Below are 24,451 nucleotides of genomic sequence, written 5' to 3' on the forward strand. Positions count from 1 at the left end.
GGACCGTGCCCGCGACCTCCGTGGGCGCGGTGAGGCGGGGGAGTGCCGTGGGCGAGGAGACGACCGGGGCGGGCCGGACGGGGCCGCTACGGGTCACGGTGGTCGGGACCGGTCTGATCGGGACGTCCGTGGCCCTGGCCCTGCGGGCCCGAGACGCTGACGTCACCCTGAGCGACCCGGACGCCGCCTCGCTGCGGCTGGCCAGCGACCTCGGGGCCGGGCGCCCCCTGCACGAGGCCGGTGACGGGGCCCCCGCCGACGTCGCGGTGATCGCCGCCCCGCCCGCCGTGGTCCCCGCGGTGCTGCGCGAGGCCCAGCAACGCAAGCTCGCCCAGGTGTACACCGACGTGGCCAGCGTGAAGACGAGCGTCCTGGAGGGCGCCGAGCGGCTCGGCTGCGACATGGCGACCTTCGTGCCCGGCCACCCCATGGGGGGACGGGAGAAGCACGGTCCAGGCGCGGCCCGCGCCGACCTCTTCCTCGGCCGTTCCTGGGCTCTGTGCCCGACTCCCGCGACGGACCCCGGGTCCGTCGAGGCGGTGGCCGCCCTGGCCCGTCTGTGCGGGGCCGATCCGCTGGTGCTGGACGCCCGGTCGCACGACCGGGCGGTGGCGTTGGTCTCGCACGCCCCGCACGTGGCCTCCTCCGCCGTGGCGGCCCGGCTGCTGTCCGGGGACGGCGACGCGCTGTCCCTCGCCGGACAGGGGGTACGCGACGTCACCCGGATCGCCGGAGGCGACCCGGGCATGTGGACGGAGATCCTCACACACAACGCCGGGCCCGTGGCCGAGGTGCTGCACGGTGTCGCCGCCGACCTGGCCGCCACCGCCGACGCCCTGCGCGACTGGAGCGGTGCGGAGCACGGCGCCGACCCGCGGCGGGGACTCGAACCTGTTCGCGACCTCCTCGCGCGCGGGCGCTCCGGCCAGCGGCGCATCCCCGGCAAGCACGGGTCGGTCCGCAGACCCGACTACACCGTCATCCCGGTGGTCATCCCGGACGAGCCCGGCGCGCTGGGCCGTCTGTTCGCGGCGGCCGCCACGGCGGGCGTGAACATCGAGGACGTGCGGATCGAACACAGCCCCGGCCTCCCGCTGGGTGTGGCCGAGCTGTACGTGCTCCCCGAGGCCGTGGACACCCTGGCCGGGGCGCTGTCCGCGGACGGCTGGTCGGTGCACCCCGGGCTGTGAGACGGCCCCGTCCTGCGGACCCCGGCGCGAGGGTAGGCTGGGGCGTCGGCGGCAGCAGGCGCCGACGCAGGCACAGTGAACTCGGGAGTCAGCAGCAGTGAGCGCGCAGGGCAAGGGCATCGTCATCGCCATCGACGGTCCCTCCGGGTCGGGCAAGTCGAGCACGGCCAGGGGTGTCGCCAGGGCGCGGGAGCTGCGCTACCTCGACACCGGGGCCATGTACCGGGCCCTGACCTGGTGGATGCTGGACCAGGGCGTGGACGTCCACGACGCGGCCTCCGTGGCCGCCAACGTCGGCCGTCCGGTCATCACCATGGGCACCGACCCCTCCGCCCCCTCCGTGGCGGTCGACGGCCGCGACGTGGCCGTCGAGATCCGGGGAGAGCAGGTCACCACCAACGTGAGTGCGGTCTCGGCCGTGCCCGAGGCGCGCGAACTGCTGGTGCGCACCCAGCGAGAGGTCATCGAGGCCGCTCGTCTGGAGAGCGCCGGTATCGTGGTGGAGGGGCGTGACATCACGACCGTCGTCGCCCCCGACGCCCCCGTCAAGCTGTTCCTCACCGCCAGCGCCCAGGCGCGGGCGCAGCGGCGCAGCAAGGAGGTGCGCGGCTCCGACGTCGCGGCGACCCAGGCCGACCTGGCCCGCCGGGACCGGCTGGACTCCAGCCGTGCCCACTCGCCGCTGACCCAGACCGCGGACGCCACCGAGCTCGACACCACGGGCCTGACCCTCGACGAGGTCGTCGCCCTGGTCGTCAAGCTGGCCGACGAGGCCCGAGAGGGCTAGCACGACCCGCCGGAGACGGCGGCGGGTCGGGGAGAGACCGGCCACACCACCCCCGCCAGGGGGAACACACGAACATCCACGGGGGTTGCCCCCCGTGGCAGGACACGGGCGCCCGCGGTGGCGCCCGTGGGCGATTCACGTGGCGATCGCGCTGAATCCTTCGACATCCTCGCGGCACGCATCCTGGGCGCGTGGGGACCTGGAACCGGGAGTACGAGTACATGAGTGAGTTCGACGTGTCCGACGTGGGCACCGCCTCCGAGGGCGAGGAGACGGCACTGCCCGTCGTCGCCGTGGTCGGTCGGCCCAACGTCGGCAAGTCCAGTCTGGTGAACCGCATCATCGGCCGTCGCGAGGCCGTGGTGGAGGACGTCCCGGGCGTGACCCGTGACCGGGTGGCCTACGACGCCGAGTGGCAGAACAACCGTTTCACGCTGGTGGACACCGGCGGCTGGGAGACCAGCGTCAGCGGGCTGGCCGCGATGGTCGCCCGCCAGGCCGAGTACGCCGCGCAGACCGCCGACGTCATCCTGTTCGTGGTCGACGCGACCGTGGGCATCACCGACGCGGACGCCGCCGTCACCCGGGTGCTGCGCGCCACCAAGAAGCCCGTGGTGCTGGCCGCCAACAAGGTGGACGGCGGGCAGCAGGAGGCCGACGCCCTCGACCTGTGGAACCTGGGGGTGGGACAGCCGTTCCCGATCAGCGCCCTGCACGGTCGCGGCACGGGCGACATGCTGGACGCCGTGGTGGAGGCCTTCCCCGAGACCCCGGCGGGCGAGGCGGAGGACGAGGAGGACGGCCCGCCCCGCATCGCCCTGCTGGGCCGCCCGAACGTGGGCAAGTCCAGCCTGCTCAACCGGCTCGCCGGTGAGGACCGCGTGGTCGTGGACTCGGTCGCCGGTACCACCCGCGACGCCGTCGACGAGCTGATCGAGCTGGGCGGCCAGACCTGGAAGTTCATCGACACCGCGGGTATCCGCCGCCGGTTCCGCGCCCTCCAGGGCGCCGACTACTACGCCACGATGCGCACCGGCACCGCCCTGGAGCGGGCCGAGGTGGCCGTGGTGCTGATGGACGTCAGCGAGCCGCTGGCCGAGCAGGACATCCGGGTCGTGGAGCAGGTCGTGGAGGCCGGCCGCGGTCTGGTCCTGGCGTTCAACAAGTGGGACATCCTCGACGAGGAGCGCCGCACCTACCTGGAGAAGGAGATCGACCGCCAGCTGGCGCGGGTCTCCTGGGCGCCCCGGGTGAACATCTCCGCGATGACCGGCCGCCACATGGAGCGGCTCGTCCCCGCGATCGAGACCAGCCTCGCCGGGTGGAACCAGCGCATCTCCACCGGTCAGCTCAACAACTGGCTCAAGGAGCTGGTGGCGGCCACCCCGCCGCCGGTGCGCGGCGGCAAGCAGCCCAAGATCCTGTTCGCGACCCAGGCCGGTGCGCGTCCGCCGCACTTCGTCCTGTTCACGACCGGTTTCCTCGAGGACAACTACCGCCGGTTCATCGAGCGTCGTCTCCGCGAGGACTTCGGTTTCGAGGGCACTCCGGTGCACATCAGCATGCGCATCCGGGAGAAGAAGAACGGGACTCCGGGGCGCGCGTCCAAGGGCAGTGTGCGTCCGGACCGCAAGCAGCGCGGCGGTGCCCGCCGCTGACGGCCGACCGACCCGAACGGGTCCGGGGTTCGCGGGGGGTGTCCCAGCCGGGGCGCCCCCTGCGTCGTGCCCGCCTACCGGGCGTGCTCGGCGGCCGGGGCGCCGCTCCGGGGCGCGGACCCCGGACTCGGCGGTCCGACCAGTCGGCGCAGCAGTCGTTCGGCTGGCCCCCGGTATCCGCGCCGACGCATGAGGTCGGCGGCGACCAGGGAGACCATCCAGGTCAGGGCGGCCACGCCGAGGGCGGCTGTCAGGCCCGCGTGGTCCTGGAGCCCCAGGGCCGCCGGGGAGAACACCACCACGAACACGACGCTCTGGAACAGGTAGAACGTCATCGAGCGCTGTCCCAGCGCGGTGACGGCCGTGGTGACCGGACCCCGGGTGCGGGCGGCGCGGAGGGAGACCAGCGCGACCAGTCCGGCCAGGCCGAAGCCGCCGAGGTATCCGGTGAGCGGCTGGAGCAGTGCGGCGCCCCACTCCGCGGCTGTCGAGCCGGGGGACCACAGCCCGGTCTGCGCCAGGGCGGACGGAAGGGCGCCCAGCGAGGACAGCGTGAGGGTCACGGTGACGGCCCTGGCGAGGAGGGTGCGGTGGCGCTCGGGGTCTGCCAGCAGCCCGCGCCGGGCCGCCCACACACCGGCGATCACGCCGGGTACCACCAGGACCGCGCCGACGAGGACCCCGATCGGGGCGGCGGGGAGCCGTTGGAGGTACTGGGGGAGCGGGTCGGCCCCGGCGGGTACGGCCAGGGTTCCGACGTCGAAGGTGGTCACCCCCTGCTCCAGGGCGAGGAGCATCGGCACCGCCGAGAGCAGGGTCCCGGGGACCAGTGTGAGGGCGAGGAGTCGCAGCAGGGTGCGGTCGCTCACCCTGAGAAGGCCCACGATCAGCAATGACGCGACGCCGTACGCGGCCAGGATGTCGACGGGCACCAGCAGGAGATGGGCCAGGCCGAAGGCCAGCAGCCACAGGCCGCGTCTCCGGAGCAGGGCGCGGACCCCGGCGGGGTCCGCGCCGCGTGCGGTCCGCCGGTCCAGCGTCTGCACGAGGGCGTATCCGAACAGGGACGCGAACATCGGGCGGGCGGTGTTGTTGACGAACAGGTCGTGGAAGGCGAGCGAGAGGCCGTTGGCCAGGGCCGGTCCGTGGTCCACCGCGAGAACGAACAGCGGGGCGTGTGCGAAGGCGATGGCCAGCAGCATGGCGCCCCTGGCCAAGTCGGGGGCGAGCGCGCGTGGTGGTGTGGGGGTCACGATTCCTCCTCGTGCGAGCATGTTCTACATGCTATTACATGTAAATCATGTAGAACGTGTCAACGGGTGTCCCGACGCGCGCCGTTGGTACGCTGTACGGAACACGCGCGGAAGGTGGTGGCCAGGTGGCCGACAAGGCGGACGGAGTCTCCTACGGCCCGGGCGGCCGCGGTTTCTACGGTGCGGTGACGGTCAGCGAGCGCGGACAGATCTCACTCCCCGCCAAGGCCCGCCGCGACCTCGGAATCTCCCCGGGGGACAAGCTCCTCGTCCTGGGCGATCCCCAACAGGGGCTGGCGCTCATGACGGTCGACCGGCTCATGGGCAACCTGGAGGCGTCCTCGCTGCTCATGTCCGCGATCCAGGAGCACACGGACGAGGACGGCGCGCCGGGGGCCGACACCGGCCGGGACTCCTAGACGCGGGTGAGGGGGCGCCCCCAGGGAACGCCCCCTCACCCGTGCCCGACCCTCCGGTTCAGTTCTCCGTCGGCAGACGCCGGACGTTGCCGTTCCACTCGCCCGGGAGGGACTCGCCGCTCTCGCGCGGTGAGGGCGGGCCGCCGGAGGCGCCCGGCCTCCGCTCCGGGACCGGGATGGCCGGAGCGCCCGGCAGCGGCTGGCCCGCGCTCTCCCTCATCCGCCACACCACGACCAGTCCGACGGCACTGGCCGCCATCACCAGCCACGCCGGCGAGTACAGGTTCCCGGTGGCCTGTACCAGGGACTCCGAGACCAGCGGTGTGGTGCCGCCGAACAGCGCCACCGAGACGTTGAAGCTGATGGCCAGGGCTCCGTAGCGGACCTTGGTCGGGAAGAAGGCGGGGAGCGCCGCGGGGCCCGCCCCGGAGAAGTGCACCAGAGTGACGGCCAGCGCCAGCACGCCCAGCGAGGCCGCCCACAGACTGCCCTGTTGCAGCAGCCAGAACGCGGGCAGGGACAGCACGATCCCGAGCACGCAGCCCGACATCAGGACCGGTCGGCGGCCCACGTGGTCGCTCGCGAACCCGAACAGCGTCACCGTGAGCAGCATGAACACCATGGCACCCAGCGTCACCACCAGGGCCAGGGTCGAACTGTAGCCCAACACCGCCTCAAGGTAGGTGGGCATGTAGGCGGTGACCATGTAGTTGTTGACGTTGAACACCATGACCAGACCGATGCACAGGACGATGGCCCGCCACTGGCCCACGATGGTCTCCCTGAACTGGCCCTTGCGGCGCTCGCCCTCCTCGTCCTTGGCGAAGCCGTCGGTGTTCTCGTTGAAGACCGGGGTCTCCTCCAGCTTCACCCGCAGGTAGAGACCGATGGCACCCAGCGGCAGGGCCAGCAGGAACGGGATGCGCCAGCCCCAGTCGTGCATGGTGTCGGTACCCAGGAGCAGGGTCATCACGGTGACGATGCCCGCGCCGCCCACGTAGCCGCTCACCGTTCCGAACTCCAGCCACGAGGCGAGGAACCCCCGGCGCCGGTCCGGTGCGTACTCGGCGATGAAGGTGGTGGCGCCGCCGTACTCACCGCCGGTCGAGAAGCCCTGGAGCATGCGGGCGACCAGCAGCAGGATCGGCGCGGCGATACCGATCGACGCCGCGGACGGGATGAGGCCGATGGCGAAGGTACTGACCGCCATCAGCAGCATGGTCGCGGCCAGCACGCGCTTGCGGCCGATCCGGTCGCCGAGGGGGCCGAAGAACATGCCGCCGAGGGGGCGCACGAGAAAGGCCGCGGCGAAGGTCGTGAAAGTGGCGATGAGCTGCACACCCGAGGACTGCGACGGATAGAAGACCAGCCCGATCGTCACGGCGAGGTAGCTGTAGACACCGAAGTCGTACCACTCGGTCGCGTTACCGATCGCCGCCGCGACCACGGCCTTGCGCGTGGTCCGGTGCTGGGTGGTCAGGGTTGGCTGACCCTGCTGTTCGCTCACGTCTCCCCCTCGGTGAAATCACCAGAAGTACCCAGATAACCACTTGGGGTAGCCAAAGCGTGGGAGGCGTACGTGTCGCCCGACGGTAGCGTGGCAGCATGCGCAAAGTGCTGGTCAGTGCCTGTCTCATGGGACGCCGGGTCCGTTTCGACGGACGGGCCAAACCGGTGGATGACGCCACGATCGAGCGCTGGCGCGCGGAGGGGCGGTTGGTGGTGCACTGCCCCGAGGTCGCCGGGGGACTGCCCGTGCCCCGGCCGCCCGCCGAGATCGAGCCCGGCGCCGACGCGGCCGCGGTTCTCGCCGGTCGGGCCACGATCCGTACCCCCGAGGGAACGGACGTCACCGAGCACTTCGTCTCCGGAGCGCGGGCGGCACTGGCCACCGCGCGGGCCCAGGGCGTGGCGGTGGCCCTGCTCAAGGAGTCCAGCCCCTCGTGCGGACTGCGCGAGGTCTACGACGGGACCTTCACGGGGCGCCGGGTGCCCGGCGGGGGAGTGACCGCGCACCTGCTCCGCGAGAACGGCATAGCGGTGTTCAACGAACACGAGGTGGCCGAGGCCGCCGAGGCCCTGCGTGCCCTGGACACCGGTTGAGGGGCGACGGGCGCCGCCGACGTCGCGCCGCCCCCCGGCCCAGGCGGGTCAGCCCTTGACCACCTCGTAACGCAGGCAGGCGAAGGCGCCCGCGAGCCTCACCTCCAGCGGCCTGAGCTGGACTCGACCGTCCAGCAGCGGAGCCCCGCCGCCCAGACTGACCGGCGCGACGGACACCGACACCTCGTCCAGCAGCCCCAGCCGAGCCAGACGTGCGGCGATCCGCCCGCCACCGACCACCCAGATGTCGCGGCCGTCGGCGGCCCGCACCATCTCCGCGTGCAGGTCGCGCAGCTCCTCGTCGGTGTCGGCACTGGCGAAGCGGAGGTCGCCCTCGATCCGGGGTAGCTCCCGGTGGGTGAGTACCCAGGTGGGCGCCTCGTACGGCCAGGGCCCGCGCCCCTCGTGTTCCAGAATCCACTCGTAGGTGGTCGCCCCCAGGACGATGGCCCCGGCGTTCGCGATGAACTCGGCGGTCGAGTCGATCGCCTCACCCTCCTGCGCGCCCTCGACGGCGAACAGCCAGTCCAGGGAGTTGTCCTGGTCGGCGATGAACCCGTCCAGACTGGTGGCGGTCTCGTAGACGGTCCTGCTCATGTCGCGTCCCCCTGTTTCCTCGGTGTGTAGCGTTTCGGCAACCACTCCAGTGGGTCGCCCTGGTCGACCTCCACCCCCGCCGCGCGCAGCATGCGCCGCGCGTTCAGCCTGCGGTGCGCGGAGTAGGTGAGCACGTGCGCCACCACCCCGCCGAGCAGGAAGCTCTCCGGAGGGTCGCACAGGGCGTCGATCAGCCGGTCGCCCCACGCGTCCCGCCGACCGATGTCGGTGACGGTGGCGATCCACCGCGCCCCCGCCTCCTCGTGCCTGACCCGCAACGACTCCGGGTCGTCGGCTCCCCGGGCGGGTGTGTCCGCTCCCTCGATGGAGGCGAGCCACGTCTCCTTGCCCGCCACTAGGCGGTCCAGGGTGGCGGCGATCGACCCCTCCGGGCCGTCCCAGGACAGGACGGTCAGCTCCGGCTCCCGGACTCTGCGGTACTCCTCCTCCGGCAGCTCGGCGGCGATCCGGATGAGCAGTGCGGTGTCGTCCACGTCGTGGTGGGCCTGGAGTACGGTCATGTCCATGCTGGGTCGTCCCCTCGGGTCCTCCTCCACCCACAGGTGGATCGGCGGGTGGAAGTGGACGCCGTTGGGGGCGGGCAGCCAGCGCCCGCTGCCCGACGTGGTGGCGCTCGGCGGATGCCCGAAGGCTCGGGCGAAGGCCCGGGTGAACCCCTCCACGGACGCGTACCCCGCCTCAAACGCGGCGTCGGTGACGCTGCGTCCCTGCCCGATCCGCCAGGCGGCCCGCTCCAACAGGACCCGGCGGCGCAGGGCCACCGGCGACTCACCGGTGCCCGCGCTCAGCTGGCGGCTGAAGTGGAAGGGGGAGGCGTGGGCCCGCCCCGCCATGGCGCTCAGCCGCGAGTTGTCCTCGTCCAGGACCGCGTCGAGCAGTTCCCGCAGGCGGTCCCGCCCGGTGGGGGGAGCTGTGGTGGGTTCGGTCATGCCACCAGTATGTTCCGGGGGTCCCCGCCGCCGCTTGACCGTTCTTGCGCAGTGTCGGCGCGACGGGGAGGGCGCATCGTGGTGCGAACCGCCCGGAGGATGCGATAGAGTCGTTCCCGTTGGCGGGGCGGAGACGCCGCCGCCCAGCGGCCGGGACGTAGCGCAGTTTGGCAGCGCACTTGACTGGGGGTCAAGGGGTCGTGGGTTCAAATCCCGCCGTCCCGACAGACGAAGGGCGTTCACCCAGGTGAACGCCCTTCTTGCGTGCCTGCCGACTAGACGTGGAACGGCACGCTGGTGACCACGATCTTGGGCCGCTCCCGCAGCGCATGCCGGAGCCGGAAGGCCATCCTGTCGTGCAGCAGCCGGTGCCGTCGGTGCGCGGGCACCAGCTCCGGGAGGATCACCGTGATCGTCAGGTCCGGGCGCTGTTCGTGCAGCGCGCCGACGTAGTCCACCAGCGGGGCGATGATCGTCCGGTAGGGACACACGACCACCTCCAGGGGGAGGTGGTTCCCCCAGTGCCGCCAGTACCGGGTCATCCGCTCGGCCTCCTCGTCCGTGGGGCTGAGGTGGACCGCCAGCACCGGTTGCTGGAGCGAGGCCGCGTAGGCCAGGGCGCGGATGTTGGCCAGGTCCAGGGTCTCCACGGCGACCACCGAGAGGTGGTGGATCTCCTCCGGCGTCTCCTCTGCCTCCGCCTCCGTGCCGTCCCTGTCCGTCCCCCGCTCCGACCGTTCCGGGCCGGGCGGAACCCGGTCCGGAGGACAGAGCGGTGCGGGCGGGGTGTTCCCGGGCAGGGAGGCGGTGTGCGGATGCAGGCGCAGTGCCCGCCCGACCCTGTCGTAGTGGACGCGGATGCGCAGTGCCAGGACGACGAACACCACCACGGCCAGCAGCGCCACCCAGGCACCGGCGGTGAACTTGGCGATCGCGGCCGTCACGAACACCACGGCGCACATGGCCGCCCCCGCCGCGTTGAAGGCGAGGCTCTTGCGCCAGTGCCGGGTGCGTGCGCGCCACCAGTGCACCACCATCCCGCTCTGGGAGAGGGTGAAGGCCAGGAAGACCCCGACGGCGTAGAGGGGGATCAGGGCGTTGGTCTGGCCACCGAAGGCGACGAAGATCAACGCCGCGGAGACGGTCAGCAGGAGGATGCCGTTGCTGTACGCGAGGCGGTCGCCCATGCGCATGAACGGGCGCGGCGCATGGTGGTCGCGCGCCAGGAGCGAGAGCACCCGGGGGAAGTCGTTGTAGGCGGTGTTCGCCGCCAGCAGGAGGATGCCCGCCGTGCTCGCCTGGAGGAGCGTGTACATGACGCCCGGGCCGAAGGTGTGCTGACCCAGCTGGGAGAGGACCGTCTCGTGCGGTTTCGGCAGAGTACCGGTGAGCAGCACGAGGGCCATGATCCCACCGAAGAGCGCCAGCAGCATGGAGACCATCCAGGTGAGGGACGTGCGGGCGTTGCGCCATTCGACGGGCTTGAAGGCGGGCACGGCGTTGCTGATCGCCTCGATGTCCGTCATCGCGGTCGCCCCCGAGGAGAAGGCGCGCATGATCAGGAACAGGGTGACCCCCGTGGTGGCGTTGACCTGCGGAGGAGTGGGGGCCGGAAACCCCTGGCGCGCGGACTCGACGAGGCCGACGACGATCATCGAGCCCACACAGACGACGAACAGGTAGGTGGGCGCGGCGAAGATGAGGCCCGCCTGGCGAATGCCCCGGAGGTTTCCGGCCAGCAGAAGGGCGATGGCGCCCAGACCGAGGGGGACGGCCGACCCGCTCAGCGAGGGGACGGCCGAGGTGATCGCGGCCACCCCCGCCGCGATCGACACGGCCACGGTGAGCACGTAGTCGACCATCAGACCGCCCGCGGCCACCAGCCCCGGCACCCGGCCGAGGTTGTCGCTGGTCACGATGTAGGAGCCGCCCCCGTTGGGGTAGGCTCGGATGGTCTGGCGGTACGACAGTCCCACGGCCAGCATCAACAGCATGACGGCGAGGGCGATGGGCAGCGACAGGGCCAGCCCCGCCACACCGGCGATGACGAGGATGGTGATCATCGCCTCGGGCCCGTACGCCACCGACGACAACGCGTCGGAGGAGAGCACAGGCAGGGCGACCAGCTTGCGCATGCGTTCGCGGACCAGGGCCGTGCTCTTCAGGGCCGGGCCGAGGAGTACCCGCCGGACCCGGGAGCCGAGCGGGCTCGTGGAGGAGGAACTCAGGGCCCTGACCCTCGACACCTCGGACGCCCGCTTCTCGTCGCCGAGTTCGCTCACGGTGACGAAGCGCTCGTAGCGCGGCGGGTGGATCTGGTGCCGCGCGGGGTAGCTGCCGACGTTGGGGTCGACCGGGAGGGCGTCGCGCCACTCACGGGGTGGGCGGGTGACGCGGGACCACTGGTCGCCGACCTGGTGGAGCGTTTCCAGCTGGTCGGGTGTGAGGTCGGGAAGCGGGTCGCTCGGATCGGGGGGACGCGCGGCGCTCTCCTGGGTCATGGGCCCAGTGTCGTCCACCGGTGATTCCCGGATCGGCATTTTCGCCGTGTGTCGCACCCGTCCCCACCTGTGTGGACGTCGGGGCTACGGAATCCGGTCGACGGTGTGGAAGGCGGGTGCGACAGGCGGAAAACCGGTGGGGTCGGCGCGGAGGTGTGGCTATCGTTCCCGGTGTCCCATGCTTCCCACCGGAGACCTCCATGAACAGTGCCGTGACCCTTGTCCGTTCCGCCGCCCTCTCCGACGCCGCGGAGTACGCGTACGCGGCCACCGTCCCGCCGGGCGTACGCCTGGTCTTCCCCGCCGGTTCGTGCCCGCTCGCCCCGGACGGGACCACCGCGGCGGTCGGAGACTACGCGGGCCAGGCGGCCGTGTGCGTCGACAACCTGCGGACCGCCCTGGCCGAGGCGGGGGCCGCGCTCACCGACGTGGTCAGCACCCGGGTGCTGGTGGCCTCCTCCTCCCAGGACGACCTGGTCGCCGCCTGGGAGGTGGTCAGGGACGCCTTCGGTGAGCACGACGTCCCGAGCACCCTGCTGGGCGTGACCGTCCTCGGCTACGACCACCAGCTCGTGGAGATCGAGGCCGTGGCCGCCGTCCGGGAGTGACGGCGGCCCTCAGGCCGGTTCGCGGGCCTCGTCCGGAACCCGGCGCAGGACGTCGCCGGGCTGGCAGTCCAGGACCCGGCAGATCGCGTCCAGGGTGGTGAACCGTACCGCCTTGGCGCGGCCGTTCTTCAGCACGGCGACGTTGGCGGGGGTGATCCCGACGGCCTCGGCGAACTCCCCGACCGACATCCCGCGCCGGGCGAGCTGGACGTCGAGGTCGACGACGATCGCCATCAGACGACCCCGGCCAGCTCGGTCCGCAGGCGTGTGGCCCTGCCCAGCAGTCCGCGCATGAGGACGACCAGCGCGGCGAAGGCCGCTCCCGCGACACTGGTCAGGGCGGCGGCGCCGAGGGCGGACACCGCCTCCATGGCGCCGTTGGCGAAGGGCATGTCGGTCACGGCCAGGTGGACGGCGACCCCGGCGGCGAGCAGCGTCCCCACGAGGCTCGCGCCGATGACGAGGTCGACCCAGGGCAGGGCCCGAGCGTCGAAGAGCGTGTCGTGTTCCACCATGCCGAGGAGCTTCCAGGTGGCGGCCAGGGCGACCTGGACACAGGCGACGCCGAGGATGCCCAGGACCGTGTAGGGGACCACGATCGGTGCGTACGGCGGGAAGGACGCGGCCTCCTCGGCGATCGCGCCCGGAATGACCACGATCTGTCCGAAGAGGCCGAGGGTGATCGCCCCGACGACGAGGGTGCGCAGCAGAAGGGTGATGTAACGGTGCATCTGTCGATTATCGATAGAAGTCTATCGAAAGTCAATAGGAGATGCGTCGTGTGCGCCCGGTACGACGACCGACACCGGCCAAGGGAACCGTGGCAGGCATGAACCGCGGCGCCCCGTTGTTCCCCACTGGTGGCGGACAACGGGAGGAGCGGTCGTGGAGCGTGTTCGGGACGTACTGCCCGAGACGGCGGACGCGGTGGTCATCGGTGCCGGACAGGCCGGGCTCTCGGTCGCCTGGCACCTGCGGCGCCTCGGACTCGAACCCGGCACGGAGTTCGTGGTCATGGACCGGGGGCCCGACACCGGCGGAGCGTGGCAGTTCCGCTGGGAGTCGCTCCGACTCGACGACGCCCACAAGGTCGACGACCTGCCCGGCATGCGCGAGATGGGCCTGAGCTTCGCCACCGCCGACGCCTCCCGACCCGCACGGGACGTGGTGCGCGACTACTACGAACGCTACGAGCGCTGGTTCGGGCTGCACGTGGTGCGGCCCGTCCGGGTCGGCTCGGTGCGCGCACGAGGCCACCGACTCCTCGTCTCCACCGACAAGGGAGACGTCGCCGCACGCGTGGTGGTCAACGCCAGCGGTACCTGGGCGCGGCCCTTCCGGCCCCATTTCACCGGGGCCGCCGACTTCCGGGGCGCGCAGGTGTCCACACCCGAATACCGTGCCGCGCAGGACTTCGCCGGGATGCGCGTGCTCGTCGTGGGCGGCGGAACCTCCGCCGTCGGCTTCCTCCGCGAACTGGAGGGCGTCGCCGCGAGCACGGTGTGGGCCACCCGGCGGCCCGTCGAGTTCGTCAACGACCCCCAGGGCGGCGTACGCGCCGTACGGCAGGCCGACCAGGCGGCCCGCGCGGGGCGCCCGCTGCCCAGCATCATCAGCGGCACCGGGCTGCCCGCCACACCGGACAACCTCGCCGCGCGCGACCGGGGCCTCCTCGTGGCCCGGCCGATGTTCACCGCGATCGAACCCGACGGGGTCCGCTGGGCCGACGGCTCCTTCACCCCCGTGGACGCGATCGTGTGGGCCACCGGGTTCCGGCCCGAGCTCACCCACCTCTCCCCGCTGCGGCTGCGCGAACCCGGCGGCGGCCCGCGGGTCGAGAACGGCCGCTCCGTCAGTGAACCGCGCCTGTTCCTGGCCGGGTACGGTCCGCAGGCGAGCACCATCGGCGCCAACCGGGCCGGACGCGCCATCGCCCGCCAGGTCATGGCCGAACTCGGAGCCGCACGGCCGACGCGGCGGCACTGACCGCCCTCACCGCGCGAAAACGGGTGATTCTCCCTGTGGACCACCGGCTCCGCCGCCTCCCCGACGGCTAGGGTCGGTGACGTACCCACTCGATCCACACCGTCGGAGGTAGCCGGTATGCGGGCCAACAAGCTTCCCACCGAGGAGATCAAGCGCGCCCCGGCGGCCTTCGCCGACCGGGTCACCGCGGACGGCCGGCACGGGCGCACCGCCGAACCCGGACGCTACCGGCTGGTCATCAACCGGGCCTGCCCGTGGGCGCACCGGGTGGTGATGACGCGCAGGCTCATGGGCCTGGAGGACGTCGTCTCGTTGGCCGTCACCGACCCCGTTCAGGAGATCATCGAGGGCGACCCGCACTGGGTGTTCACCGAGCGCACCGGCAGCCCCGGCGGCCGTGACCCGATTCTGGGCATCCACGCCCTACGAGAGGCCTACCTGGCCCGCGACCCCGCCTACGACGGCGGGGTGAGCGTGCCCGGTCTGGTCGACGTCACCAGCGGCCACCTGGTCTCCAACGACTTCGACCAGATCAGCGTGGACCTCGCCACCGCATGGGGCGGACTCACCCGCCAGGGCGCGCCCGACCTGTACCCGCGTGACCTGCGGGAGGAGATCGACACCGTCAGCGCCGAGGTCTACCGCGACCTCAACAACGGCGTGTACCGTTCCGGGTTCGCGCCCGACCAGCGCCGCTACGACCGGGCGGTGTCCGCCGTCTTCGACCGGCTGGACGCCCTGGAGGACCGCCTGACCCACCGCCGCTACCTGGTGGGCGACCACATCACCCTGGCCGACCTCCGACTGTGGGCCACCCTGGTCCGGTTCGACGCGGTCTACCACGGCCACTTCAAGTGCAACCGGCGCACACTGGTCGCGTATCCGGCACTGTGGGCGTACGCGCGCGACCTCTTCCAGACGCCCGGGTTCGGAGACACCACCGAGTTCGAGCACATCAGAGTCCACTACTACCGGGTGCACACGGCCATCAACCCGACCGGAGTGGTGGCTGTCGGACCCGACCCCCACGCCTGGCTCACCCCGCACGGTCGCGAGGAGCTCGACGGACACCCCTTCGGTGAGGGCACGCCTCCCGGCCCGGTTCCCGCCGTCGAACGCGTCCCGCCACTGGAGGTCCAGGACCGCCCCGCAGGCGGCACCTGGGACGCCCCCGTGGTCTGAGCCGGATCTGGGTCGGGATGGAGTCGGGTCCTCACCGGGACGTAGTCCGGGCTGGGGCCCGGCTGTCTCCGGGCAGGCAGGTGACGTCCGGACAGGGGACGCGAAGAAGTATCTCGGGGAGAAGCACGGGTGAAGACTGAATTCCGGGATCGCATTGGTGCGTGAGTTCGGGCACTTCGCCGCCGAACGAGAAAGGCGGGGCGATACCCCTTCTCTCCCCGCCGCGTGAGTGTGGCCGCTTGCGCTGCGCGCGTCCAGGTCGTCGTGTCGCGGACGTTTAGGAAGGGCGCTCCACCGTGACCCGCATCGCTCCATCGGCCGGTGAGCGGTCATCGGGAAAAGAGGGGGGACGGGAGGGGGCAATGGCCCCAAGGGGCCAACAGCCACCTCGACGTATTCCCGCACCTGCGCTCACCGTTCATTGCCTCCCGGTCGGCCATGCGCCCCGGCGTTTCCCCTGGCCGTTGCACGTTGGGCCGGGTGTCGCGGTCGGTGTACGTCGGGCCGGTGTGCGTCGCGGCCGGTCAGGCACCCAGCGAAGCAACAACAGAGATCGCCTTCGGGCGGGTGGCCCGGGTTATTCACAGGCAGGCAAGGCTCGCTGGCGACCTGGGCGGACGTCGTTCTAAGGTCGATATTGGGGGGCCTCACATCCCGCCCATGTCGTGCTGCCCGAAATCCGAACAGACACCCCCGAGAGAGTGCCCCCTAGCATGACATTGCGACGCTTTTCGAGTTATCCACAGAGTCGATAGGGTATTTGTTTTGTCGAATGGCCAGGGTTTTATGGCCGACCGGCTATGGAATGCGCTGGGGTGATTGGCTATTGTGGAGACATGGACCTTTTCCCTGAAGTGCCCACTTCCTCGACCGGACACCGCCCGGCCGAGGAAGTGGTGCGCGCTGCCCGGGAACAGGCCGCGCTCTTCTTCGACCGGGAATGGGCGCCCGGGTCCGAGGGTGAGGTCCTGGACCAAGCCACCCGCGTGTGGGAAGAACTCGACCTGATCAAACTCCACCTGGTGGCCGCCGTGGCCCGCGTCGAGGCCAGCGGACAACTGCTCGACCAGGGCGGTCAGCGGGACCTGGCCACGTGGATGCGCCATTCCTTCGGCGTCAGCGCTACCCAGGCCAACGAGATGGCCGGGGTGGGACGCGCCACCGCCCGGCACGCCTTCGCCGACACCACCCGCGCCCTGCGATCCGGGGCGCTCTCGTTCGGGGAAGCGGCCGCGGTGGTCAGGAGTGTGGAGCGGGCGGTGGACCGGCTCAAGCTCAACACCACCGACCACCCTGACCCCGACCTGTTCCGAAAGAACATGGAACACGGACTGCTCGCCTTCAAAGCCGAACACCCCACCACTTCCGTAGTCGGTCTGGGCCGGGCCGCCCTCCAACTGTCGGCCCGGCTCGACCCTCACCGGGCCGAACGCGACCACGCAACCGCACACGCTCAGCGTGGAGCGCGCCTGTCACGCACGGACGCAGGGAGCTTCCTCTTCCAGGCCTGGGGTTCGGCCGCGGACGCGTTGCGTGTGGAAGCGGTGCTGGAGGGGTTCGCCAACCCCCACGACCCTGAGGGCGGTCTGTCTCGGGAGCAGCGGACCTTCGACGCTTTCCTCAACGCGGCTTCCTTCGCCCAGACGCACCACGGGTGCGAGAGGGCGCCCTCTCCGGTGGCGATGATCAGCGTCCTGATCCCCGCGACCACCCTGGCCGGTGCCCCGGGCGACGACCCCGCCACCACGGAGAACGGTCGGGTCGTTCCCACCAGCGCGGTACGTGAGCTGCTGGGGGAGAGCCTGGTGCGGCACCTGATGGTGCAGCACCGCACCGGCGCTGTGCTGGACGTGGGGCACGAGTACCGGACCGCGACCCCGGCCATCAAGACGGCGGCGTTCGCCGGGCACACCACTTGCGCCTGGCGGCACGGGTGCGACGTGCCGTTGAAGTGGACCCAGGCCGACCACATCATCGAGTGGTGGCAGGGCGGCCGCACCAGCGCCGAGAACATCCAGCCCCTGTGCTCGACCCACAACCGGCTCAAGCACCGGTGGGGACTGCGCAAGGACCGCACGATGTGGGCGGGCAGGACCAGGGGCCACCCACCGACACCACCGGGCTCAGCGCCCGACCCACCTCCCGGGCCAGCGCCGCCACCAGTGCGTCCCAGCGCACCGGAGCCGCCGGGGCCACCAGATCCGCCGGGACGGTCAGGGCTCGTGCCCCGTCCACGCCCACCAAGCGAATAGTCCACAGCCAACCCAACCCGATGAGACAGGCTCCTACCCCGGCACGCCCACCGCCGAGAGGGAGACACCACCATGCGCAGCCTCCGCGGTGGCGCTTGCCGTACTCGTTGCTGGTGCTGCTGTTCGGCGTGGCGGTGGCGGGGGCTCCCCGCGCGGTGAGGGGAGCCCCGTCCGTCCTAGCGTCCCGGGTGGCGGGCGGCGACCAGCAGCTCGACGTTGCGGTCGAGCGGTTCGCCGTAGTTGGCCGGGTCGGCGTACAGGTCGTTCACGGACAGCTCCCGGTACAGCGAGGCCAGTCCGTCCACGGAGAAGTCGCCGTGGTCGACCTGGTAGGGGCTGTCGGCCTCCAGCAGGGTGGTGAACAGCGACATCGTTCCGTCGGCGTTGTCGACGATCTCGATGCTGCGGGCCATCTGCGGGTGGTCGATGTGCGAGGCCGTGTTGATCTCCCAGAAACCGCGCTCGGGGGTGCTGGAGGTGTGTGCCCGCACCTTGTTGTAGTGGGTGTGCCCGTTCACCCACGCCAGCACGTTGGGGTAGCGCTTGAGCATGCGGACCAGGATGTCGCCGATGTAGCGGATCTCGGCGGGTCGGCGCCGGTCCGGCAGCGGGTTGGTCATGGTGTCGCTGGTGTGGTGGCTGAACAGCACGAACAGCTCGTCTCCCACCTGCTGGGTGCGGCGCCGCCCGAGCAGGTCGTAGTAGACCGAGCTGGAGGCGTGCAGGGTGCGTTCCAGCCAGTCGTACTGGGTCTTGCCGATGGAACCGTTGGCCAGACCGGCGAGGGTGGTCGTGTCCATGCTGATTCCGGTGATGCCATCGGCGATCCGGAATCGGTAGAAGCAGTTCACTCCGTCCGCGTTGTCGTCAGTGAACCCGTGGCCGGCCGGGCCCGGGCCGGTGTTGGCCTCCGCCAGGTGGGCGGCGACGAAGCCCGCGGTGTCGAAGGGGGCGCGTCGTTCGTCGGGGGTCACCCGGGAGGTCAGCGCGGCGGTGGTCACGGCGTCGGGGTCGGCCTGTTCGACCTCGTCGGGGACGTCACCGAGCTGGTCCTCGTCGGTCATGGCCTCGGCCATCTCGGCGGTGACCCGTTCGTCGGCGAACATGAGTTTGCGGTCGCCCACGTAGACGTCGCCGAGGGTGCCGGCGGGCAGGGTGCCCGCGGGGGTGTTGTCGTGGTTGCCAACAGTGCAGTACCAGGGGACGTCCAGCCCGGGGCTGGTGAACTCGGCGGTGGCGGCGGACAGCAGCCCGGGCAGGTGGGGGAGGCCGCCACGCGCCTTGTACCGGTCGGAGCGTTCGCTCTCGGGTTGCCAGTACAGCTCGGAGCCGCAGTTCTGCACGCCCTCGAACCGGTTCGGGTCGCCGGTGTTGGGGGTGAGTGCGCCGCCGTTGAGGATCGACATGAGCCATTCGAGCTCGATCTGCTCGTGGTTGTCGGTGTTGTCGCCCGTGGTCATCATGAAGTCGAAGGGGCGGCCGGTCACGGGCCCGTTCCTGAGCGAGTTCACGCGGGAGACCAGCGCGGACGCCCCGACCATGGCGAGGGCCTCCTGGGGCCGGTGCGCACTGGAGCCGAGGATCGGGTGGGTGTACTCGAAGCGCACGGGGCTCTGCACGTCGAGGATGTGCAGGTCGGTGAACTGCACGAAGGCACTCAGCGGCACGCGTCGGTCGTCCCGACCGGACTGTGCGGGGACGAGGTCCTCGCGTACGCGCAGGGGCCAGCCGGGTCCGGCGGTGAGGAGTCGGTAGCCGTCGCCGACGGGGGAGGCGACCTCGGCGAAGGTCGTGCCCTCGGGGTTGACCACCCGTGCGAGGGTCTCCCGTACGAGCCGGTCGTGGGTGGATGCCGAGACGGGGAGGGCGGGCAGGCCGAGGGCGAAGCCGAGTCCCGCTGAGGCGGTGAGGAATCCGCGCCGGTTGAGGGAGGACATGGGTGGCGGCGTCCTTTCGGCCCGGGGAGGGCCTGTGGGGAGAGCGGGGCGCCGTCATTTAAGGCCGAAGTCAGGGCGGGTGGCAACGGGGTTCGCGCGCTGGGGCCGCAGCCGTGCCGGTGCGGCTCGCGGGCGGGTGGGTACGATCACCGGTTGGGCTCCTTCCAGGTGCTGGGGCTCCGGCGGGGTGTCACCGAGGGTGATCATCCGGCGTCCTTTCGCGCGTCGCCGGGGTGTGGCGGGTTGTTCTTCTCGGCCGTGGCGAGCCGTCACAAAGGTGAGTACTTCTCATGTTTGGCCGGATGCGGCCAATTCTTCCCAGGTCCCGGCGGTCGACGGGCGAACCGGTCCGCTCTCGCTGGCACACTTTGCTGGCGCCCGGGGCCGGGGCGAGGGGTCCTGGCCGGGACGCGAGCGAACGGGGGAATCCATGGACAGGACCACGAGACCCGAACCGGGCCGGGAGGTTCGGTCGTGAGTTGGTCGGACCCTTCGCACGGGAACCCGTACCCGGTCCCCCAACAGCAGGGGCACCCGCAGCCCCCGCACCAGCACCCCCAACACCCGAACCACCAGTGGCGGGTTCCGGTGGAAGGCCTCCCCCAGGGGTGGACGCGCTCTCCCGGCTGGGCGCTGCCGGGCGAGCCGTGGACCCTCACCGCGCGCCCCGAGGGAGACGCGGGCACCTACCTGCGCTACCTGCTGGCGTTCAGCCCACTCCTGGGCGTGTTCTTCCTCGTCATCCTGGTCCTGGCGTCCATCTTCTTCGAGACGGCCAACCCCGGGACGGGGGTGGCCGGTGGAGTCGTCGTCGGCGCCCTGGCCACGCTGTGCCTCACCGCCATCCCGATCCGCAACACCCGGCGTATGCTCATGGGCACCGTCGTGGTGATCTCCCCGGTCGGGGTGGAGCTTCGCGACCACATGGGGTTCGAGGTACGTCTGCGCTGGCGGGACGCCACGCAGATCGGCAGGACCATCGACCGTGTGGCGGCCGGTCCGGGCGTCGGGGTCGGCGGGCGGCAGGTCCAGGTCAAGGACCTGGAGTCCCGTGGTCTGGTCGGCTGGGGGGAGAGGGTCATCCCCGAGAGGGCGGCGCGCATGAGGTCCGTGCTGTCCGCGCAGCCCCGCCACCCCCAGACCGGCGCCGAGCTGGTCGCGGTCTCCTTCCAGGCCGCGGGCGGCAGCGGGTGGGACAACCCGCTGGTGGACCAGGCCCGCCGCCACCGCCCCGACCTGTTCGGCTGACGCGACACCGACCCGTGTCCCGCCCCTGCTACCTTCTCGTCACGTTGTGGGGCTTTTGGTACACGTGATCACGGGTGGGACGGTGCGGGTTGGCGGGCGAGCGGCGCATGGAGGGCGTTCCGGCGTGGGTCGGGGCGGGAACGATCGCCGGGGCGCTCGTCCTGGCCGTCGTGGCACTGGTCCTGCACCCCTCGGAGCTGGAGGAGGGGTTGTTCGCGGCCACCGGGTGGGGCTGGTTCTGGTCCTGCCTGATCGGGGCGTTCGTCCTGCTGGCCGGGGTCCGCTGGCGCCGCGCCCGGTATGACGGGGATCAGGCCGCTGAGGGCGGCTGGGACTACGTGGTGCTCGTGGGCGGCACCGCGCTCGTGGTGTCGCTCATCGCGACCAACGGTGTGTTCCTGGGCGCAGGAGCACCGGACCGGAACACCCTCACGCCCAGCGAGTTCCGTGCCGGAACGGTGGTCTGCGCCGTCGCACTCGGCCTGGTGCTCCTGCTCACCGCCGTGCGACGCCCCGAGCCCCACCGGCGTTCGCGCACCCTGACCGGGTTCGGTGCGGGCGCGTTCGCCGTGGTGCTGGTCGGGACGTTGGGCCCACTGGTCGTCGGCACCGGTGACGGCACCCGGGCACGCCACGTCGTCGCCGGGGACCCGCCCTCGGCGGTCCCCCTCCCGGACCGGGTGCGGGAGGCCGGTTGGGTGTGGCGGCCGGAGCGGGGCGCCGACGTCGACCGGGTCGAGCCCGGTGTCCACGGCCCCCTCGTCGTGCTCCAGGACGGCGTGGTGGCCCTGGACGGCACCGACGGCACACCGGTGTGGTCGTACCGTCGACCCGAGGTGCACGCCGCCGACGAGGAGGTCTCCGTGCTGGTGGGCCGGGACGGCGCCTACCTCACGTACACACCGGTGACGGACGACGACACCGAACCCGTCCCCGTCACGGAGGTGTTCGACCTGGCCACGGGAGAGCGCCTGGCCGAGTACACCCTGCCGGTGAACGGTGGGCGACTGCTCGGGTGGTCGGATGGGGTGCGCGTCCACACGGACTGGCGGTCCCGCCCGGAGGACGACAGGGCGGCGGGGCTCAGCGCCTGGGACGCCGGGACGGGCGCGGAGCTCTGGCACCGGACGCTGGGGACGGACCAGGACCACGTCTGCGACGGCGGCCGGGGCCGGGTGCGGGGGGACACGGTCGTCCTCGCGGTCGTCTGCGTCGACGAGGACGTCGTCTACGAGGAGCGGACCGACGTCGGCCAGCTCGTCGATCGCGGCGAGGTCCCCACGGTGTTCCGGGTGGCCACCCTGGACCTGCGCACCGGCGAGGAGCTGTGGAGCCACGAACGGCGGGACTGGGAGGACGCCTTCGTGCCCGGTGACCCGTGGGTGGCTCCGGGCACGCAGGACCGGGGTGACGCCCTGGTCGTGCAGCGCAGGTCGTCGAGCGTCCGTGGCCTGCTGCTGGACCCGGACACCGGTGAGGAGCTGCTGGATCTCTCGTCCGATCTGCTGGAGGGGGACGATGATCTCTCCCCTGACCTGTTGCTCACCGCCGACGGCGCGGGCGCCGACGTGCTCTTCACCCGGTCCGGCCAGGGGGCCGAGATCCAGCGTGTGGACACCTCGGGTGACCGCACCACGCTGGTGGGTGCGGGGGGTCTGTTCAGGGACCTCTTCGTCCAGGACAACACGGTGCTCTCGGACCAGGTGCTGTTCACCGAAGTCGAACAGGACACCGCGGGGCGCGAACCCGCCGCTGTCCTGGCGGTGTCACCGGGGGAGCGGTGGGGGGCGGGGTTGGACCAGCGGATCGTTCTGAGCGCGCCGGGGGACGTGCGCCAGCTGGCACGGGCCCCGGGGGCGGTGGCGGCCCTGGTGGGACAGGAGGAGGGCGGGAGTCGAGTGGAGGGGTTGGTTCCGTGACGCGCCGGATCGACGTGGACGGTCTGTGGACGCCGCTGGCCTGGGTGGGAACCGGTTCGGTGCTCGCCGCGGGCCCGCCGCTGGTGGCCCTGCTGGTGACGGGGGGTCCCGCCGGGTGGGGCGGGCCGGGCCCCCTCCACTGGGCCCTGGGCGGTGCGGTGGCACTGCTCGTCGTCGCCTGGGGCCGGGGCGGACGGGCCCAACGGCCGGTAGGGGACGCTCCGGTGCCCGGCCCCGGAGAGGGGTCGGGGCCGGTGCGGGCCAGCGCCGCCCTGGTGGCGTTCCTGGCCCTGCCGACCCTCCTGCGTGAGGCGCGGTCTCCGAGCGAGGAGGAGGGCGGCGGGGCACGGTCGGCCCCGGACGTGCTGACCGACCCGGGTTGGGTCTCCCACCTGTGGCTTCTGGTCGCCGTGGCGCTGCTCGTCGGGGGCCTCGCGCTCGCGGTCTCGGGCCGCCCCGAACCGTTGCGGCCCGCCCCCGGGCGGGCCCGGCGCGCGGTCCTGGCGGCCGTGCTCGCCCCCGCGGTCGCACTGGCGGCGTTCGCGGTCCCCGTGGTCCTCGACCGCGACCGGCTCGAACACACCCTCGCCGCCCCCTCCGGGGAGCCGGGGGAGCCGGTGCGCGGAGACGAGGTGGCCTGGGTGTGGGAGCACCCGGAGGAGGGGTCGGCGGGAGGTGTCCGCGTGGCCGCCACGGGGACGGGGGCGCTGGTCCTCGACGACGGCGGGGTGTGGGCGCTGGACAGCGGGGACGGTACCGAACGCTGGCGGTTCCGGCCGGTGGGCGAGACCCTGTGGTCGGGAGTCTCCCCGGACACCGAACGCGTCGGGGTCCTCTACCGGGACGCGTCGGCCATGGACGGGCGGGGGCGCGCGCTGGCGATCCTGGAGAGTGACACCGGCAGGCTGGTCGGTCGGCACACCGTCCACGACCGCGTGGAGGGGGTTCTGTTCACCAACGCCACGTTCGTCGAGGTCGGGCCGGAGGGCGGGTTCGTCGTCCGGGACCACTCCACGGGCGCCATCTGGCAGCACGCCGAGGTCCCGGACGGGTGCGCGGCGGCGGGTGCCCCCGTGGTCGCTGGCGCCCGGATACTGGTGCCCGACGCGTGCGAGGAGGAGAGCCGCCACCGGGGCCAGGACCCGGTACGGGTCCTGGCCGCGCACGGCGAGTGGTTCGAGCGGGGCGACCTCCCCGGTCCAGTGGAGGAGCTGGTGTCGGCCCCGGACGGTTGGGCCGTGCTGGCCCGCTACGGCGGCGACGACCCCGGGGCGCTGGCGCTGCGCGGGCGGGACGGAGCGGTGATCGCCGAGGACCTCCCCGTGGACGGGGCTCCGCGTGTGGACCCCGTCGACGGGGAGCGGCTGCTGTTCACCGCGTACGACGACGGCGCCCGCCGGGTCGAGTACCGCCTGGAACGGCCGGTGGTCGTCCCTCCGGGCGGAGACGAGCCCACCACCGAGACCGAGGCCTCCCTGGAGTTCGCGTTCGAGGACGCGCTCACCGCTGACGAGGAGGAACGCTCCCTGGAGCTGGGCGCCGTCGCGACCGGGCCCGAACTGTTCGCCGCTGTTCCGGGCGTGCCGCGCGCCCCGGTCGGCGCGGCCGGGGGAGCGGCCGCCTACCTGCTGGTTGGCGCGTGGGGTTCCGAGGGGTCCGTGGTCAGGCTCGACACGGCGGTCGAGGGGCTGGAAGCGGACGGCTCCGCCTTCGGCGTGGCGCTGGCCCCGGGCGCGGTCGTGGTGTCCGGTCTCGCGGTGGGGGACCGGGCGCACGTCGTCGGCGTGGGGCCCGGAACCTGAGCCTGACCGGGTTCGAGCGCCCTCCCGAATACGGTAGGGTTTCACCTGTTGGCGAGGCG

General features: G+C 72.0%; 20 protein-coding genes and 1 tRNA gene. 13 read left to right on the forward strand and 8 right to left on the reverse strand.

All coding sequences use genetic code 11. The features are described from left to right. The first annotated feature begins 47 nt into the window (after positions 1 to 47). From ACFYL4_RS20120 to der, 3 genes are all read left to right on the forward strand, one after another. Positions 48 to 1,190, forward strand: coding sequence for a prephenate dehydrogenase (locus tag ACFYL4_RS20120; RefSeq protein WP_357759949.1), 1,143 nt, complete (start codon positions 48 to 50; stop codon positions 1,188 to 1,190). 97 nt (positions 1,191 to 1,287) lie between these two features. Continuing rightward, on the forward strand, positions 1,288 to 1,977 hold the full coding sequence (gene cmk, locus ACFYL4_RS20125) for a (d)CMP kinase (protein ID WP_357759893.1): 690 nt from the start codon (positions 1,288 to 1,290) through the stop codon (positions 1,975 to 1,977). A gap of 221 nt (positions 1,978 to 2,198) precedes the next feature. After that, entirely contained in the window at positions 2,199 to 3,635 is a 1,437-nt protein-coding gene (gene der, locus ACFYL4_RS20130) for a ribosome biogenesis GTPase Der (protein WP_357759947.1), read from the forward strand. 74 nt (positions 3,636 to 3,709) lie between these two features. Here the strand turns inward: der and ACFYL4_RS20135 are convergent, their stop codons facing one another. Beyond that, positions 3,710 to 4,888 carry a DUF418 domain-containing protein gene (locus ACFYL4_RS20135; RefSeq protein WP_387519891.1) on the reverse strand — a complete coding sequence of 393 codons (1,179 nt, stop codon included), beginning with the start codon at positions 4,886 to 4,888 and terminating at the stop codon, positions 3,710 to 3,712. 125 nt (positions 4,889 to 5,013) lie between these two features. On the opposite strand from ACFYL4_RS20135, the gene ACFYL4_RS20140 reads away from it, so the two are divergent. Beyond that, on the forward strand, positions 5,014 to 5,307 hold the full coding sequence (locus ACFYL4_RS20140; protein WP_387519893.1) for an AbrB/MazE/SpoVT family DNA-binding domain-containing protein: 294 nt from the start codon (positions 5,014 to 5,016) through the stop codon (positions 5,305 to 5,307). A gap of 58 nt (positions 5,308 to 5,365) precedes the next feature. Here the strand turns inward: ACFYL4_RS20140 and ACFYL4_RS20145 are convergent, their stop codons facing one another. Continuing rightward, entirely contained in the window at positions 5,366 to 6,814 is a 1,449-nt protein-coding gene (locus tag ACFYL4_RS20145) for an MFS transporter (protein WP_387519895.1), read from the reverse strand. Positions 6,815 to 6,912: 98 nt separating this feature from the next. On the opposite strand from ACFYL4_RS20145, the gene ACFYL4_RS20150 reads away from it, so the two are divergent. Continuing rightward, positions 6,913 to 7,410, forward strand: coding sequence for a DUF523 domain-containing protein (locus ACFYL4_RS20150; protein ID WP_357759888.1), 498 nt, complete (start codon positions 6,913 to 6,915; stop codon positions 7,408 to 7,410). Between the two features lie 48 nt (positions 7,411 to 7,458). On the opposite strand, the gene ACFYL4_RS20155 is transcribed toward ACFYL4_RS20150, so the two are convergent. Beyond that, on the reverse strand, positions 7,459 to 8,007 hold the full coding sequence (locus tag ACFYL4_RS20155; RefSeq protein ID WP_387519897.1) for a dihydrofolate reductase family protein: 549 nt from the start codon (positions 8,005 to 8,007) through the stop codon (positions 7,459 to 7,461). Then, entirely contained in the window at positions 8,004 to 8,957 is a 954-nt protein-coding gene (locus tag ACFYL4_RS20160) for a helix-turn-helix domain-containing protein (protein ID WP_387519899.1), read from the reverse strand. Before ACFYL4_RS20160 ends, ACFYL4_RS20155 begins: the two co-directional genes overlap by 4 nt. A 151-nt stretch (positions 8,958 to 9,108) precedes the next feature. Between ACFYL4_RS20160 and ACFYL4_RS20165 the strand changes: the two genes are divergently transcribed. Further along, positions 9,109 to 9,182: transfer RNA gene (locus ACFYL4_RS20165), tRNA-Pro, on the forward strand. A 50-nt stretch (positions 9,183 to 9,232) separates the two neighbouring features. Here ACFYL4_RS20165 and ACFYL4_RS20170 read toward each other — a convergent pair. Then, on the reverse strand, positions 9,233 to 11,458 hold the full coding sequence (locus ACFYL4_RS20170; RefSeq protein ID WP_387519901.1) for an APC family permease: 2,226 nt from the start codon (positions 11,456 to 11,458) through the stop codon (positions 9,233 to 9,235). Positions 11,459 to 11,658: 200 nt separating this feature from the next. Here ACFYL4_RS20170 and ACFYL4_RS20175 point away from each other — a divergent pair, with 200 nt between their 5' ends. Further along, positions 11,659 to 12,066 (forward strand): Rid family hydrolase, encoded by a 408-nt coding sequence (locus ACFYL4_RS20175; protein WP_357759875.1) that lies wholly within the window; start codon positions 11,659 to 11,661, stop codon positions 12,064 to 12,066. 9 nt (positions 12,067 to 12,075) lie between these two features. Here the strand turns inward: ACFYL4_RS20175 and ACFYL4_RS20180 are convergent, their stop codons facing one another. Further along, entirely contained in the window at positions 12,076 to 12,300 is a 225-nt protein-coding gene (locus ACFYL4_RS20180; protein ID WP_357759872.1) for a helix-turn-helix transcriptional regulator, read from the reverse strand. Continuing rightward, complete coding sequence (locus ACFYL4_RS20185; protein ID WP_357759869.1) at positions 12,300 to 12,797, reverse strand: DUF2975 domain-containing protein; 498 nt, start codon at positions 12,795 to 12,797, stop codon at positions 12,300 to 12,302. Before ACFYL4_RS20185 ends, ACFYL4_RS20180 begins: the two co-directional genes overlap by 1 nt. 154 nt (positions 12,798 to 12,951) lie before the next feature. Here ACFYL4_RS20185 and ACFYL4_RS20190 point away from each other — a divergent pair, with 154 nt between their 5' ends. From ACFYL4_RS20190 to ACFYL4_RS20200, 3 genes are all read left to right on the forward strand, one after another. After that, positions 12,952 to 14,052 (forward strand): NAD(P)-binding domain-containing protein, encoded by a 1,101-nt coding sequence (locus tag ACFYL4_RS20190; protein WP_357759867.1) that lies wholly within the window; start codon positions 12,952 to 12,954, stop codon positions 14,050 to 14,052. Positions 14,053 to 14,169: 117 nt separating this feature from the next. Then, a complete protein-coding gene (locus tag ACFYL4_RS20195; RefSeq protein WP_387519904.1) occupies positions 14,170 to 15,234 on the forward strand; it encodes a glutathione S-transferase family protein in 1,065 nt (354 codons plus the stop codon). 836 nt (positions 15,235 to 16,070) lie between these two features. Next, on the forward strand, positions 16,071 to 17,486 hold the full coding sequence (locus ACFYL4_RS20200) for an HNH endonuclease (RefSeq protein WP_387519906.1): 1,416 nt from the start codon (positions 16,071 to 16,073) through the stop codon (positions 17,484 to 17,486). Positions 17,487 to 17,662: 176 nt separating this feature from the next. Here the strand turns inward: ACFYL4_RS20200 and ACFYL4_RS20205 are convergent, their stop codons facing one another. Then, entirely contained in the window at positions 17,663 to 19,423 is a 1,761-nt protein-coding gene (locus ACFYL4_RS20205; protein WP_387519907.1) for a TIGR03767 family metallophosphoesterase, read from the reverse strand. Positions 19,424 to 19,897: 474 nt separating this feature from the next. Between ACFYL4_RS20205 and ACFYL4_RS20210 the strand changes: the two genes are divergently transcribed. From ACFYL4_RS20210 to ACFYL4_RS20220, 3 genes are all read left to right on the forward strand, one after another. Then, the gene (locus ACFYL4_RS20210; RefSeq protein WP_387519909.1) at positions 19,898 to 20,671 is read left to right on the forward strand and encodes a hypothetical protein; all 774 of its coding nucleotides are present in this window, start codon (positions 19,898 to 19,900) and stop codon (positions 20,669 to 20,671) included. An 89-nt stretch (positions 20,672 to 20,760) separates the two neighbouring features. Beyond that, positions 20,761 to 22,590 (forward strand): PQQ-binding-like beta-propeller repeat protein, encoded by a 1,830-nt coding sequence (locus tag ACFYL4_RS20215; protein WP_387519911.1) that lies wholly within the window; start codon positions 20,761 to 20,763, stop codon positions 22,588 to 22,590. Beyond that, entirely contained in the window at positions 22,587 to 24,392 is a 1,806-nt protein-coding gene (locus tag ACFYL4_RS20220) for a hypothetical protein (protein ID WP_387519913.1), read from the forward strand. The genes ACFYL4_RS20215 and ACFYL4_RS20220 overlap by 4 nt, the downstream gene beginning before the upstream one ends. Positions 24,393 to 24,451 lie beyond the last annotated feature (59 nt).

Source organism: Nocardiopsis sp. NPDC006938, assembly GCF_042869555.1.
Taxonomy (GTDB): Bacteria; Actinomycetota; Actinomycetes; order Streptosporangiales; family Streptosporangiaceae; genus Nocardiopsis.